This is a genomic window from Phocaeicola faecalis, from assembly GCF_021730445.1.
GTDB lineage: Bacteria > Bacteroidota > Bacteroidia > Bacteroidales > Bacteroidaceae > Phocaeicola > Phocaeicola faecalis.
The window spans coordinates 861194-874632 of sequence record NZ_JADNRM010000001.1; the positions used below are offsets into that span (position 1 = coordinate 861194).

Here is a 13439-nt window from a genome sequence, read left to right on the forward strand (position 1 = left end):
CAGAAACAATATTATCTTTGTAACTAATTTAAATTAAAGACCTCGGGAATAAGTTAAGGACCATCATGAGAAAGAAAGAATTATATGATAAGGTAATAACGTATTTTCAAAATGCAATGCCTGTTGCAGAAACGGAACTGCATTATAACAATCCGTTTGAACTGCTGATAGCGGTCATCCTCAGTGCACAATGCACGGACAAACGCGTAAACATGATTACCCCGCCCCTCTATCGGGATTTCCCTACGCCGGAAGCTTTAGCAGCCTCTACTCCGGAAGTCATCTATGAATACATCCGCAGTGTGAGCTATCCCAATAATAAAGCAAAGCATCTGGTGGGCATGGCACAAATGTTGGTCAAAGACTTCCATAGTGAAGTGCCCGGCACACTGGAAGAACTGATTAAGTTGCCGGGAGTAGGAAGAAAAACAGCTAATGTCATTCAAAGCGTAGTATTCAATAAAGCGGCAATGGCAGTAGATACTCATGTGTTTCGAGTAAGCCACCGCATCGGTCTGGTGCCGCAAACTTGTACTACTCCGCTGGCGACCGAAAAATATCTGATGAAATACATCCCGGAAGAAATCGTTCCGACAGCCCACCACTGGCTCATCTTGCACGGCAGGTATGTGTGCATGGCCAGAACTCCCAAATGTGAAGAATGTGGACTAAACGGACTCTGCCAATATTCATTAAAACCGAAAATCTAACCGACAGAAATTACTTCTCCGTCATAAGCAAAATGCACATGAGGGGGAAGCAGTTTCTCAACTTCCGAATGTAGCCCCATGTGATGACTCATGTGAATAAAATAAGTTTCTTTAGCCCCGATGCGCTTTGCATTATCCAACGCCTCCTGCAAATTTTGGTGCGTATTATGAGATTGGGGACGCAAGGCATTCATTACCAGCACATCCAGTCCATCCAGAAGTTCATACTCCGACTCCGGCATGGTCAACATATCTGTAATCCACGCCATGTTGCCAATGCGGTATCCCAAAATAGGAAGTTTGCCATGCATCACACGGATGGGAATAATCTCTATCTCAGTTCCTTCCGAATTACTGACTGTAAAAGGAGAGTCCGGGACAATCTCTTCCAATAGAATGCGAGGCACTCCCGGATATAGATGCTCTGCAAAACAATAAGGAATACGTTGACGCAAACGCTCTGCCGTATATCGTTCCGCATAAACCGGCACATCACGGAAACGGCAAAAAGGGCGTAAATCATCCAAACCACCCACATGGTCATAATGCTCATGACTGATTAATACAGCATCAAGGGGTTTAAAGTCATTCAGGCGTATCATCTGTTCACGGAAATCGGGACCGCAATCCATCAGAATCCGCACTCCTTCCGTTTCTATCAGTCCCGAACAACGCAAACGGTTATCCCGAGCATCATTGCTGGTACAAACCGGACATTTACACCCTATTTCGGGTACTCCCGTAGATGTTCCGCTACCTAATATTGTAATCTTCATATAATAGTTAAATAAAATTCACTTCGGGAGAAATAGTTATCCCGAATTTCAGAAAAACAGACTCTTGTATCTGCCGGGACAAATCCACGATTTCTCTTCCGGTAGCCCCTCCACAATTTACCAATACCAAAGCCTGTTTAGAATGAACACCTGCATTGCCTACTTGTTTACCTTTCCAGCCACAACAATCAATCATCCACGCTGCCGGAATCTTGACTTTATCTTCCCCCATATCATAATGAGGCATCTCAGGATATTCTCTTAGCAATGTCTCGAATTGCAGACGCGGCACAACAGGATTCATAAAAAAACTTCCTGCATTGCCCTGCACTTTTGGATCCGGCAACTTTGCCTCACGTATCGCTATTACTGTATTGCGCACGTTTTCGAGTGTTACCCCGCATCCGCGTTTTTCCAATTCACCTCTCACATTGCCATATTCAAGATTAAAAAGAGGATGTTTTCCAAGACGGTAAGTCACATAAGTAACTATATATTTTCCTTTTAATTCTTTTTTAAATATACTCTCACGATAGGCATAGTGGCATTCAGCATTAGAAAACACACGTTCCCGCCCTGTAGCGACTTCTACCGTTTCTACCGAAACAATCAAATCTTTCGCCTCGGCACCGTATGCACCAATATTTTGCACAGCCGAAGCTCCCACTTCCCCCGGTATCAAAGATAAATTCTCCGCACCGTACCATCCGTGCTGCACGGCAAAAGCTACAAAATCATCCCATATTTCTCCGGCTCCTACCCTGACTTCGACAGTTCTATCATTCTCACTCACCACCTCATAACCATGAATGGCCGAATGTAAAACAGCCCCTTCATAATCTGCCGTAAACAACAAATTACTGCCACCGCCAATGTGTAGCCATGAAGATTCTAAATAATCCTTATTTAATAATATAGTCTTCAATTCAGCAACCGACTCATATTCTACAAACACAGACGCTTTTACATCCATGCCGAAAGTATTATGCGGCAACAGTGAATAGTCCTTTATTTCTCTCATCCGTCATTAATTGGGTTAATCGCTTAAATCCTCAAACTGCACTAACTTCCACAGTCCATTGCGCCGTTCAAAGTAAAGCGTATTGTTAAATCCATTACCGAATCCTTTTATCTCGATTACCTTTGTATTCGATTTAGGATTCTCGTTTTGTCCATAATTTACATTTGTCAAAAACTCACGGGGAAGCACCGGTTGGAAAGCAAACCACTGTCCCGTTTCAAGAGTCGTTTCTATTATCTGAAATTCATCGTCCGGATCTACCGTAACAAACTTCAGTGGATGATGAAGGCGTGTTTGCTGAAAAACAGAATCATTGGCAAAACGTTCATAAAACTCATAAAAGTTCTCCTTGGTGTCCTCACTCTTCGGCATATCTGCAAAATCAATGGCTTCCAACTTCCAGAGCCCCTTCAAACGTTCAAAATAATATCGCTTTATCTTGTTCGTCTTTAAATAAATCCACTCAATCTTCACACTGGTAGCAGTAGTATCTTTCTCAGCTTCCATATCCACCGTCTTGTCAAAAAGAACAGTATAAGAGTCTAATTGACTGAACAACAAGTCATGCTCCCAATCTTTCTTTTCGATATGTTCCTTCTTATCCATCGTATAATAAGGCAACGGGAACACGATACGCGACACTTGCAGCTTTTCATCAATCGCAAAATTGTAGATAAAGTCAGCAAAACTTTCATCAGCAGTAGCCGGAACCATCGGTTCTTCTTCTACCACCTCCATCGCCTCTGCCGTATCAGGAACGGCTGTCAACGAATCAATCTCTTCAGTGAGCATCTCGAAGGGGTCTATTTTCTTTTTACCGCCTCCACAGGAGCTGACCAGCATAACCAGACAAACTCCGATAATTAGTTTTCTCATTTTCTATTTTTAGAAAAAATCGATGCAAAAATATCTCTTTTTTTAGTTTTCAGCAAAATATTCGGTTTAATTCGCTAACTTTGCGGTCATTAAAAAAATAAAGAAAAAAGTATGTTAGCTAAAATAGAACAATTACTTCAGGAAATTGAAGGCTTACACGCTGCTAATGCAGAGGAATTAGAAGCCCTGCGTATTAAATATCTTAGTAAAAAAGGGGCAATTAATGAGTTGATGGCAGACTTCCGCAATGTACCTGCCGACCAAAAGAAAGAAGTGGGAATGAAGCTGAATGAGCTGAAAAACAAGGCTCAAGAACGTATTACCACGCTGAAAGAAACTTTTGAGACACAAGACAACGGAGCTGCCGAAATGGACCTTACCCGCACGGCATATCCTATTGAATTAGGAACCCGCCATCCGTTAAGCATTGTCAAGAATGAAATTATCGATATTTTCCACCGCCTCGGTTTCAGCATTGCCGATGGACCGGAAATAGAAGATGACTGGCATGTTTTTTCTTCCATGAACTTTGCCGAAGATCATCCGGCTCGCGATATGCAGGATACTTTCTTCGTTGAAGCCAATCCTGAGCATGTACAGGGCAACGTCATTTTACGTACACATACTTCATCTGTACAAAGCCGGGTAATGGAAAGCACCCAGCCACCCATCCGAATTATTTGTCCGGGTCGTGTATATCGTAACGAGGCTATCAGCTATCGTGCACATGCCTTTTTCCATCAGGTAGAAGCTCTCTATATTGACAAGAACGTATCATTTACCGACTTGAAACAAGTATTGCTTCTATTTGCGAAGGAAATGTTCGGTGCCGAAACTCAGATTCGTCTGCGTCCTTCCTACTTCCCCTTTACCGAGCCAAGTGCGGAAATGGATATCAGCTGTAATATCTGCGGCGGAAAAGGATGTCCGTTCTGCAAAGGAACCGGCTGGGTAGAAATTTTGGGTTGCGGTATGGTAGACCCGAATGTATTGGAAGCCAATGGCATTGACAGCAAAGTTTACTCGGGATATGCATTAGGTATGGGTATCGAACGTATCACCAACCTGAAATATCGTGTAAACGACTTGCGTTTGTTCTCTGAAAATGATACACGTTTCTTAAAAGAGTTCGAAGCTGCCAATTAATCAGTCTTTGTTTTGAATTTCATAAAACGATTAATAGACGGAACATTCTTTTGTCTGTTAATCGTTTCTTTATATAATAATGTATGAAAGATAAGCTAGTAACAAAAAACTATATAGAAATTCTCGCAGCCAACTTTCTGCTCTACTTTGGTTTCTATTTATTAATGCCGGTACTGCCGTTTTATCTGGCTGAGGTATTTAACAGCGAAAAAGGAACCATTGGTATTATCCTTTCATGCTACACAATGGCCGCCTTATGTATCCGTCCGTTTTCGGGCTATCTGTTGGATACTTTTGCCAGAAAGCCACTTTATTTATTAGCTTATTTTCTTTTTACGGCTGCCTTTGGCGGATATCTGTTGGCCGGCACACTCACTTTATTCACACTCATCCGCATATTCCACGGCTTCGCTTTTGGAACGGTCACTGTAGCGGGAAATACGGTAGTAATCGATATTATGCCCAGCTCCCGGCGTGGAGAAGGATTGGGATATTATGGAATGATGAACAACACAGCAATGAGTATCGGACCGATGGTAGGATTATTTCTACATAATGCATACTCTTTTGAAGTGATATTTTGGTGTGCACTCGCCAGTTGTGCTTTGGGACTGGTCATGGCATCACTGGTGAAAACACCTGCTAAAGAACCTGTTAAAAGAGAACCGATATCACTCGACCGATTCATTTTATTAAAGGGTATTCCCGCCGGAATTTGCCTATTGCTATTGTCCGTTCCTTACGGAATGACTTCCAACTATATCGCCATGTATTCGCAACAAATAGGAATTACGGCTGAGACAGGTTTCTTTTTCACATTCATGGCTTTCGGAATGGCTACCAGCCGACTGTTCAGCGGGCGATTGGTCGACCGTGGAAAGATAACACAAGTTATTGAAGCCGGACTTTATTTGGTTTGTTTCTGCTTTTTCGGCCTGAGTGCCTGCGGGTGGTTAATCGACTTCAGCCTACAGTGGACTACCTATTTCTTCTTTTTCATAGCTTTATTACTAGGCATCGGTTTTGGAACCATGTTTCCGGCATTCAATACATTGTTTGTCAATCTGGCTCCCAACAGCCAACGAGGTACGGCTACCAGCACCTATCTTACTTCATGGGATGTAGGGATAGGAGCAGGTATGCTGGTAGGCGGATATATCGCACAAATAGCCACCTTCAAAATAGCTTATTTATTCGGGGCAGTATTAACGGTTGCTTCTTTATTCTATTTTCGGGCAAAAGTAGCTCCGCACTTTCATCAGCATAAGTTACGTTAGTCCTTATATGTCAGCACCATAATATGGGAAAGACGGTCATCTGAAATGGACAGTTGGGTAGACAGAATAAATGAATGAAATAAAGTAGCATTCTCTAAAATAAACGGAGGCAGATAAGGGCGAAAACGCTCAGGATCTTCAGATACCTTATGCATATCGGCCACTAACATGAAAGCAGCATCACGAGAGAGATTGGCCACGCACTCGTCAAACAGTGTCCGACCGCTACCGTCATTTTCTTCTATTGCCTCATCCATATATCCGTTCATCGAATCTTTATTGCCCGAGATAACAATACTGTCTTCCTTGACATCGGGCACAGCCTGCATTTTTGCCATAAATTCGGAAGTACAACTGCAAGTATCGGGCATAAAAGTGTCCCCTGTGAGGTATACCACATCACTATTCATGTGAAAATCAAATTCACTCCAACAACGGTTATTATTCTGCAGGAAAGGCATCGAAGGCGTACGACCGTATAATGTGAGGAAATTATGAGATTTCTTTTTCTCAAGAGCCTTCGAGAATACCGCGTCATCACTCAATGCCGTTTCATCCTCTTTGGCATCTATAACTTCTTCTATCAACCGTTTCTGATAGCTCACAACAAAAAATCCCGACTCACTATAAACGGCCAAAAAGTCATTATTGCTCAAAGGATAAATATAAATAGCCTTTCCCCTGTACTTTTCCTTCTTCGGCTGAAAATCGCCCGGAGCACGCTCTTGCAGCATATTGGCAAGCAGCTTTTCATCTCCTGCACCCATGCGGAAATACACAACCTGATCACGCGGAGAACCCGGAGCATGAAAACTCACCAATAAACGACTCATCTGACTGCTCAAACCATGCGCTTTCTGAGTGGTATACTCATTCAATCCTCCAAGAATAAAATTGAACAAGCCGGGAAACTGAAAATCTCCCAGTTCATTACTATAATTAAGTTGTGGAAAATCGTTCAAAAAATAAGTGATGTTATCGCTTTCCAAAACACCAATGCTAGTTGAGGGTACCAAGGAGAAGAGATTGAACTCCCGACCTCTATCGGTCATGCTCAATCGTGTAAATCCATAAAAGCCAACTGCTATACAGAACAATACAACAGAAAGCACTACACCTAATTTTGCAACTGTCCGCAATCTCATACCCTACCTATATTTATATTTTTTTTGCAAATATAGCAAATTATTTAAGGGAACAAAAGAAATTCTCAAAAAAATGCCTGCGATTAACAATCTAGTCAGACACATTGGCAACCGGAAACTCTATGGCTCCCCAGCCTATCATTGCATTAAACAATCTGACTGCCGAAAAAGATGACAGTTCTTCCTTTTTTATTTCTTTTTCTTTCAATACGCCTTTATCCAACAATTCCGCCCGCTTGGTCCCCTTCAGCAAAGGATGCAAGGGAGTACACCAGTCATTACCGTCATATAAAGCAATATTAGCAATAGAAGTATCTGTCAATAGCCCATTCTTCACTATCAATATATCATCCTTATCCTGACGAATCTGAAACAAACGATTCAACTCTTCCCTATCCGTACTCTTGAAAGAATAATCTATGGTATCCGAACAGACCATACGCAGAGATCTGACAGGCCGCATCTCATAAAGAGAATAAGATACCTCCGTTATACCCTCTTCCGTATACACCACTCTGCATTTCACACTATTCATATCAGCAGACAATTGCAAATAATTTTCCAACAGCAAGGGTGCGCATTCCGGCCGGAAATACCTACGCACCTCGTTTAACCGCTGATTATGATAAAACAGATTGCAGGCATTTCCTTTCTCTATCCGTATGGTTTCAATAAATCGGCACATATATTTTCTGTATTACTTCATTATATTCACTTTCCAAAGCACTTTTGCTAGTAATGCCCCCACCCGCTTTAAAATAAAGATGTCCGTTCTCCTGTTCTATGAAACGTATCATCACGGCACTATCCAAATTACGGCCGTCGAAATATCCCATTACCCCGGTATAAAAGCCCCGTTCATAGTTTTCGGCTTCAGCAATAATTTCCATTGTTTTCGGCTTTGGAGCACCGGTTATGGAGCCGGCAGGCAAGAGCCTGAAAACAATATCTCCGATATGTGACAAATAATCTTCAGGCAACACCCCGCAAATCTCTGAACTTGTCTGAAGTATCGGCCCCTTATTCGTTTCCAGACAATCACAATAACGATAACGGGTGACAGTTACCTGTTCCGATACCATACTCAAGTCATTCCGAATTAAATCTACAATAGTCGCATGCTCGGCTGCCTCCTTCCTATCATTCATCAAAAGCCGGCGTGCATCAGGCAATGAAGCGTCGATGGTACCCTTCATGGGAAACGACTTTATCTTTCCTTCCTCAATACGGACAAAAATTTCGGGTGAGAAACAGACCAATGTATCTTTCAGCCACAACTTGTATTTTGCGTCGGAATACCGAAAAATAGCTTCCAGCGTCAAGTTAGTCTCAACCGGAACCTTACAGGTCAAATTGGTGAGATAACTATTGCCGGCCAAAATATTATCCTTCACCACATCAAAGGCGATACGATATTCTTCCAAAGCCGGTGGAGCAACTTCCCATATTAATGTCCCATCATATTCTTCGCACTCCTTTTCTACATTGGTTACCCCATTAAAACTATATCGACAAAAATCTGAATCAACCTCACTGATTTCCTCCACATAGGAATGTTCCTGCCTATAATCTGTGACAAAGAGAAACGGCCTGCCTTTGCCGGCCAAGTCATTCATCCGTTCAATACTTTCTTTTCGGCTATATAGCTGCATCCGCAATTTATTTATTTCGAAACTCTAAAAGGAGAGGATAACTTAATTTCCAGACCTCCCCATCCCCTCTCTACATAATAGATTCCCGGAAGAACTGCTTTAAAAGATATTCCTTCGACATTAAAACTTTCTGATTGATAAACAGCCATCCAATATCCTTCTCCACACGCCGGAGAAGAGACAACCTGAGCAACCTTATCATTTTTAATGACTCTAATCATCTTTGAATCAAACTCTTCCACATCTTTCTTTGTAGCGGCAGGAAGAACAATATACTGATAGGAAGCCCCCGACGGCTTCACACCATGACGCAAATGCAATGCCGCCACTTCTCCATGAAGAGTAGCAGGCGTATACATTCCCATAAAATCGCTCCAACGTCCCTCGCGTTCTTCCGATTGGGCCACACACGTATCCCCGCCCAAAACGATATAACCGACGGAATCATGAAAGAAACGCAAATCTTTTTGCCGGAACGCTTCTGTTCCTGTAATTGCACTCCATTTCTTCTTCTTCCAAACATAAAGTTCTCCGTTCTTTGAACGCTGGTCTATAGAAGTCGTAACACACAACGTGGTATCCGAATGAATATCCGCTCCCAAACAGAAAACAAATTTATCGGCAAACAGCCATGCCTTATGCACTTCCAGCCCGTCACGGTTCAACTCCATAGCCGTCATTCCGATTTTCCCATTACTCAAGCCACCCACTAAATCGCTGTTATTCCCAGACCTTGTCACATTTACATTGGGAATCGGCGCAATATCCTCATACGAAGTGACACCCGGTATCTTCCGCCAGTCCCAGAAAGGAAATGCTTCCAGGTACTCATCTCCCCGAACATAATAATAAGTTGCTCCGTCTCCCAAATAATATCCTTTCAGATTATCTTCATTTACCAGTTCCGTACCAATCACTCTACGAGAAGCCATTTTAACCGAAGACATCCAATCCCTGCTACGATGAACCGTATAATCGGAATCATCAAAATGTTTATGACCTATCAATGTATTGCCATGCACAGGAAAACCTTCCAATCCCATATCTTCAGCAGCAAAGGCCAAACTATATGCCTTATGTATCTGAGCATTATGAAAGAATTGCCGTCCCAACGAGCTGACATCCATATATCTGTTCCATATCACCCATCTATAACCTTTGTCAATCAGCGAAACTAATATTTCCCTCTGCTGTCCGGTGAACTCATAGCCGGTATCTTTGAACAACCGAAAGAAAAAACTCATCCCCGTGACAAAAGACAATCCGTAATTTCCGAATTGCTGCTGCGGGCCATGCTGGTGAAAACTCCAATCATCTTTAATGCCTTCTTTTCGCCCCAATACGATTTCCGATGCAATGGCATCCCTTGCAGCCTTCACTAAATCTGCATCATTTTGCAAAAGAGCCCGAATCAATACATTTCCGGCCAGCCATACTTTATTCTGTCCCGTCATCCCAAACTTAGCGTTCTCCATTACTGCCACAGCAGCCCGGCGTTCCTGTTCAGTCAGCTGTTCCTCCAATAAAATGAAAGCAGCCCCCAGTGTTTTAGGAATACCAATCTGGTTATACCACCAATTCAAGCAACGGGGCTTGGCATCAAACCAATATTTCAAAGCTAAATGAATTGCCTCTTTTACCTTTTCCGAATGATAATACTTTGTAGTTTCCGAGTAATATAGTTTTGACAGTTCCAATATTCGTTCCGCATGAAGTTTTGGTTCCCAACCCGAACGTTTGGTATCTGCATAATTAATGTCAGTCCACGAACCGTCTGCCGTCATTAATGCCAAATATCCGTCTATTTTCTTTAAATCAAAAGGATAAAGTTGGTGCAACTCCACCACCGCCTGATCGGACATTTCCTTTTCCGGTTTTATCTTTACCAAATCCGAAAGCAATGAATCCTGTTCTGCGGATGACGGTATCAACATCTGCCTATAATTCTCTTTTATCTGTTTCAATTCTTCGACTCCGGCAGCTTTACCCATCAAGACATGGAATAACAAGCTACAGATTAAGGTCAACTTTAAAGTATTGCTCATTGTTTTATTGCTATTATGCGTTTGAGGAACAAATTTAATGTATTTTTTCGATTCAACGATAAATTAAAATCTAAAATAAAGCCAATCCACGATTGATAACGATATGGGTGCTACCCACTTTGTTTCGGGCAAAGTTAGACCGAATGATTCAGCAACCTCTTTTTGTATATATCCAGACTCTTTTATTGTTCTTTTCATTCGTCCTACAAACGAAATTCTGTTTCTTCCTTCCTTCTTTCACTAACCATTGAAACGCCCTACCGGTGGGGGTTCCGATAGTGAATAGACATCTCGTCATCAGCCTCTCAGCCTCCTTTCATCCGTAAGGCAATGTACACTCTTTGTGTACTCTTTGTGTACTCCTTGTGTACTCCTTGTGTACTTAATGTGTACTCCTTGTGTACTTAATGTGTACTCTTTGTGTACTAATGTGTTTCCTGTGTACTCTTTATGTACTTAATGTGTACTCTTTGTGTACTAATGTGTTTCTTGTGTACTCTTTGTGTACTTAATGTGTACTCTTTGTGTACTAATGTGCTTCTTGTGTACTCTTTGTGTACTTAATGTGTACTCTTTGTGTACTCTGTTTTTTGGTTGACTAGTTGAAGGCAGATTTGAAAAGACTTGGGCAGCACGGCTGAAACGAGGATGAAGGGATATCCTGTCATTCTTAACCGACTGATTCTGTGCATATTTGGATTAAAATGTAAGGATGAACGGAGAAAAAGGAATGACCGAATTAGTGAGAGAAAGGGTAATCCTATCTGCCTCTACATGAAAAACATGCCGAGCTTTTTAAAAAAGGTGCTGGAGTTTTTAGAAAACATACCGAGCTTTTTTGAAAACATCAAGGTCTTTTTGCAACATTCAGTGTGAGCTGCCTATTTTTTCATGCGCATGTACGCATCGGTCAACACATACGGTGGCATAGGCCTGCACGTATATACGCGTAAGCCTACACGTACGTACGCATCGGGCTACACGTACGTACGCATAAGCCTATACATATATTATGACATCTTTGACTGAAGCATTCGATACATCCCCTTTTTTAGGTTCAAACATTTGCATCTATTTAAACTGATAAGGTTCTAACGCAATTCGTTGCGGATATATAGCCTTGATAGCTTGCTGTTCTGTCGGTGCACATTCCACAAACTCTTTGTTCCATTTTTCATTAGCCAGTTCATTCCATAACTGTTTATAGGCAGCTTTCAATTCATTCATCACAGTCTGAAAAGCAACATCGCTTGTTTTCACATGCTTCCGCACACAAATAACATGATTGACAGCAACGAATATGTCACCAAAGTAAGGAATATTCTTTATAACTTTCTTTGGCAGTGTTTCATCATTATACGGGTTAGAGATAAACTCCACAACTCTATCCTTCAGTTGATCCATTCTTAGATAATCTCCTCCCACCATCAATTCATCATTCATGTTAATAAAGATATCAAGCATATCTCTGTCTTCAAACAATACATTGTCAACATTCACAGTATCTATCGCTATTGAATCGGCCACAACTGCATCAGTTGTTGCACTATTCTTTGGCCTGCCAGAGCAAGCTGCAAGCAGCATACACACTATCAATACATTTATCTGTTTCATAACTTTCTATTGTTCTAATATGAATAAGCCACCATTCTTATATGTTGCGATGGATACCAAGTAACTCCTATAGTAACCTTCATATTAGTACTATATCCGCCCTTCGTCCCCGGAATCCATTTTGGCATATTATTCACCATTCGCATTGCTGCCTCGTCCATTGATACCAATACACGTTTCCTATAAGTAGGATTAGAAATGCTTCCACTCGATGTTACTGTAAAAGTTATCTGTATTTCACCATATCCGGCACTTTTTATTGCAGGAGCTCCCGGTCTCCTATAATTGCTAAGATAAGTCTTGACCGCTTCTGTCATCTTTGGCGCAACTACTTTATTGGCAGCCTTCACCTGTTCCTCATATTCAGCCTTCACTATACAATGCAGAGAACGGGCGTCTTCATACCCATCCGCCAAAAGTTCCTCCAAAACAATAAGAGACTGCTCTATTGGCGAACCATTCACTATTATTACACCGGAATAAAGTATCTCCGCCACCCGCAACTTGGTCGGATTATCATATTCTCCATCCTTCTTGGTGTACCATTCAAATGCTTTCTTTTTATTTATATCTGTCCCTATGCCTTCATAATACATATTTCCAATATCAGTATATAACCATGTTTCCCCATGATTGGCAGCTCTTTCCGCATAGGTCAACGCTCCTGACAAATCTTTTTCTGTACCTTCTCCAAATAATTTTGCATAATAAACTCCTAATTCCCCGTCACTATCTTCCTGCTCGGCAGCTTTCATAAAATATGTATAGGCTGTAGTTTTATTCTTGGTTACACCACGCCCTTCTTTATAGAGCCTTCCGATATTCGCCAAACAAGGAGCATAATTGCGTGCCTCTCCCTTTTTATAAAGGTTCAAAGCAATGGTATAATTCTTTTCCACACCTTTTCCAAGCTCATACATATATCCTAAAAAGTCTAAAGCCTTCAGGCTGCCATTTTTCGCAGCCCGTTGGAAGTAAGGAACTGCTGCTTGGTAATCTTTATTTTTATAAAGACGAATACCTGTTTCGGTATCATAATCATTCTGAGCAACCACTACCATTGCACACAAAGTACATATAACTGTCAATAATATCTTCTTCATTTCCATATTCACTAAAAATAATAAGTATTGAATTTATCTAAACTCTAAACAAACATCGGAATCAATCACATCTA

12 protein-coding genes are annotated in these 13439 nt (G+C 41.5%); 3 read left to right on the forward strand and 9 right to left on the reverse strand.

The window, feature by feature from the left end:
- The first annotated feature begins 65 nt into the window (after window positions 1–65).
- On the forward strand, window positions 66–710 hold the full coding sequence (gene nth / locus IR173_RS03625) for an endonuclease III (RefSeq protein ID WP_237038308.1): 645 nt from the start codon (window positions 66–68) through the stop codon (window positions 708–710).
- On the opposite strand, the gene IR173_RS03630 is transcribed toward nth, so the two are convergent.
- The 3 genes from IR173_RS03630 to IR173_RS03640 are packed head-to-tail and all read right to left on the reverse strand — an operon-like array spanning window position 707 to window position 3383.
- The gene (locus IR173_RS03630; protein WP_237038309.1) at window positions 707–1486 is read right to left on the reverse strand and encodes an MBL fold metallo-hydrolase; all 780 of its coding nucleotides are present in this window, start codon (window positions 1484–1486) and stop codon (window positions 707–709) included. The two genes, nth and IR173_RS03630, sit on opposite strands and share 4 nt — an antisense overlap.
- A gap of 7 nt (window positions 1487–1493) precedes the next feature.
- On the reverse strand, window positions 1494–2507 hold the full coding sequence (gene murB, locus IR173_RS03635) for a UDP-N-acetylmuramate dehydrogenase (protein WP_237038310.1): 1014 nt from the start codon (window positions 2505–2507) through the stop codon (window positions 1494–1496).
- A gap of 15 nt (window positions 2508–2522) precedes the next feature.
- Window positions 2523–3383, reverse strand: a complete 861-nt coding sequence (locus tag IR173_RS03640) for a DUF4348 domain-containing protein (RefSeq protein WP_237038311.1) — start codon at window positions 3381–3383, stop codon at window positions 2523–2525.
- Between the two features lie 111 nt (window positions 3384–3494).
- Here IR173_RS03640 and pheS point away from each other — a divergent pair, with 111 nt between their 5' ends.
- The gene (pheS, locus tag IR173_RS03645) at window positions 3495–4529 is read left to right on the forward strand and encodes a phenylalanine--tRNA ligase subunit alpha (RefSeq protein ID WP_237038312.1); all 1035 of its coding nucleotides are present in this window, start codon (window positions 3495–3497) and stop codon (window positions 4527–4529) included.
- An 83-nt stretch (window positions 4530–4612) separates the two neighbouring features.
- Complete coding sequence (locus IR173_RS03650) at window positions 4613–5806, forward strand: MFS transporter (protein WP_237038313.1); 1194 nt, start codon at window positions 4613–4615, stop codon at window positions 5804–5806.
- Here IR173_RS03650 and IR173_RS03655 read toward each other — a convergent pair.
- From IR173_RS03655 to IR173_RS03680, 6 genes are all read right to left on the reverse strand, one after another.
- Entirely contained in the window at window positions 5803–6951 is a 1149-nt protein-coding gene (locus IR173_RS03655; RefSeq protein WP_237038314.1) for a hypothetical protein, read from the reverse strand. The two genes, IR173_RS03650 and IR173_RS03655, sit on opposite strands and share 4 nt — an antisense overlap.
- A 91-nt stretch (window positions 6952–7042) precedes the next feature.
- On the reverse strand, window positions 7043–7636 hold the full coding sequence (locus IR173_RS03660; RefSeq protein WP_237038315.1) for an aminotransferase class IV family protein: 594 nt from the start codon (window positions 7634–7636) through the stop codon (window positions 7043–7045).
- Window positions 7620–8603, reverse strand: coding sequence for an aminodeoxychorismate synthase component I (locus IR173_RS03665; RefSeq protein WP_237038316.1), 984 nt, complete (start codon window positions 8601–8603; stop codon window positions 7620–7622). Before IR173_RS03665 ends, IR173_RS03660 begins: the two co-directional genes overlap by 17 nt.
- A gap of 11 nt (window positions 8604–8614) precedes the next feature.
- On the reverse strand, window positions 8615–10648 hold the full coding sequence (locus IR173_RS03670; protein WP_237038317.1) for a polysaccharide lyase 8 family protein: 2034 nt from the start codon (window positions 10646–10648) through the stop codon (window positions 8615–8617).
- A 1071-nt stretch (window positions 10649–11719) separates the two neighbouring features.
- On the reverse strand, window positions 11720–12262 hold the full coding sequence (locus IR173_RS03675) for a biopolymer transporter ExbD (protein WP_237038318.1): 543 nt from the start codon (window positions 12260–12262) through the stop codon (window positions 11720–11722).
- Between the two features lie 14 nt (window positions 12263–12276).
- Window positions 12277–13365: an energy transducer TonB gene (locus IR173_RS03680; RefSeq protein ID WP_237038319.1), complete on the reverse strand. Its 1089-nt coding sequence runs from the start codon at window positions 13363–13365 to the stop codon at window positions 12277–12279.
- Window positions 13366–13439 lie beyond the last annotated feature (74 nt).

Bases quoted from the DNA above. Each gene is read 5' to 3' on its own strand.
- pheS (WP_237038312.1), top strand. From the start codon at position 3,495: ATGTTAGCTAAAATAGAACAATTACTTCAGGAAATTGAAGGCTTACAC.
- IR173_RS03630 (WP_237038309.1), bottom strand. From the start codon at position 1,486: ATGAAGATTACAATATTAGGTAGCGGAACATCTACGGGAGTACCCGAA.
- IR173_RS03665 (WP_237038316.1), bottom strand. From the start codon at position 8,603: ATGCAGCTATATAGCCGAAAAGAAAGTATTGAACGGATGAATGACTTG.
- IR173_RS03650 (WP_237038313.1), top strand. From the start codon at position 4,613: ATGAAAGATAAGCTAGTAACAAAAAACTATATAGAAATTCTCGCAGCC.
- IR173_RS03655 (WP_237038314.1), bottom strand. From the start codon at position 6,951: ATGAGATTGCGGACAGTTGCAAAATTAGGTGTAGTGCTTTCTGTTGTA.
- IR173_RS03640 (WP_237038311.1), bottom strand. From the start codon at position 3,383: ATGAGAAAACTAATTATCGGAGTTTGTCTGGTTATGCTGGTCAGCTCC.
- murB (WP_237038310.1), bottom strand. From the start codon at position 2,507: ATGAGAGAAATAAAGGACTATTCACTGTTGCCGCATAATACTTTCGGC.
- IR173_RS03670 (WP_237038317.1), bottom strand. From the start codon at position 10,648: ATGAGCAATACTTTAAAGTTGACCTTAATCTGTAGCTTGTTATTCCAT.
- IR173_RS03680 (WP_237038319.1), bottom strand. From the start codon at position 13,365: ATGAAGAAGATATTATTGACAGTTATATGTACTTTGTGTGCAATGGTA.
- nth (WP_237038308.1), top strand. From the start codon at position 66: ATGAGAAAGAAAGAATTATATGATAAGGTAATAACGTATTTTCAAAAT.
- IR173_RS03660 (WP_237038315.1), bottom strand. From the start codon at position 7,636: ATGTGCCGATTTATTGAAACCATACGGATAGAGAAAGGAAATGCCTGC.
- IR173_RS03675 (WP_237038318.1), bottom strand. From the start codon at position 12,262: ATGAAACAGATAAATGTATTGATAGTGTGTATGCTGCTTGCAGCTTGC.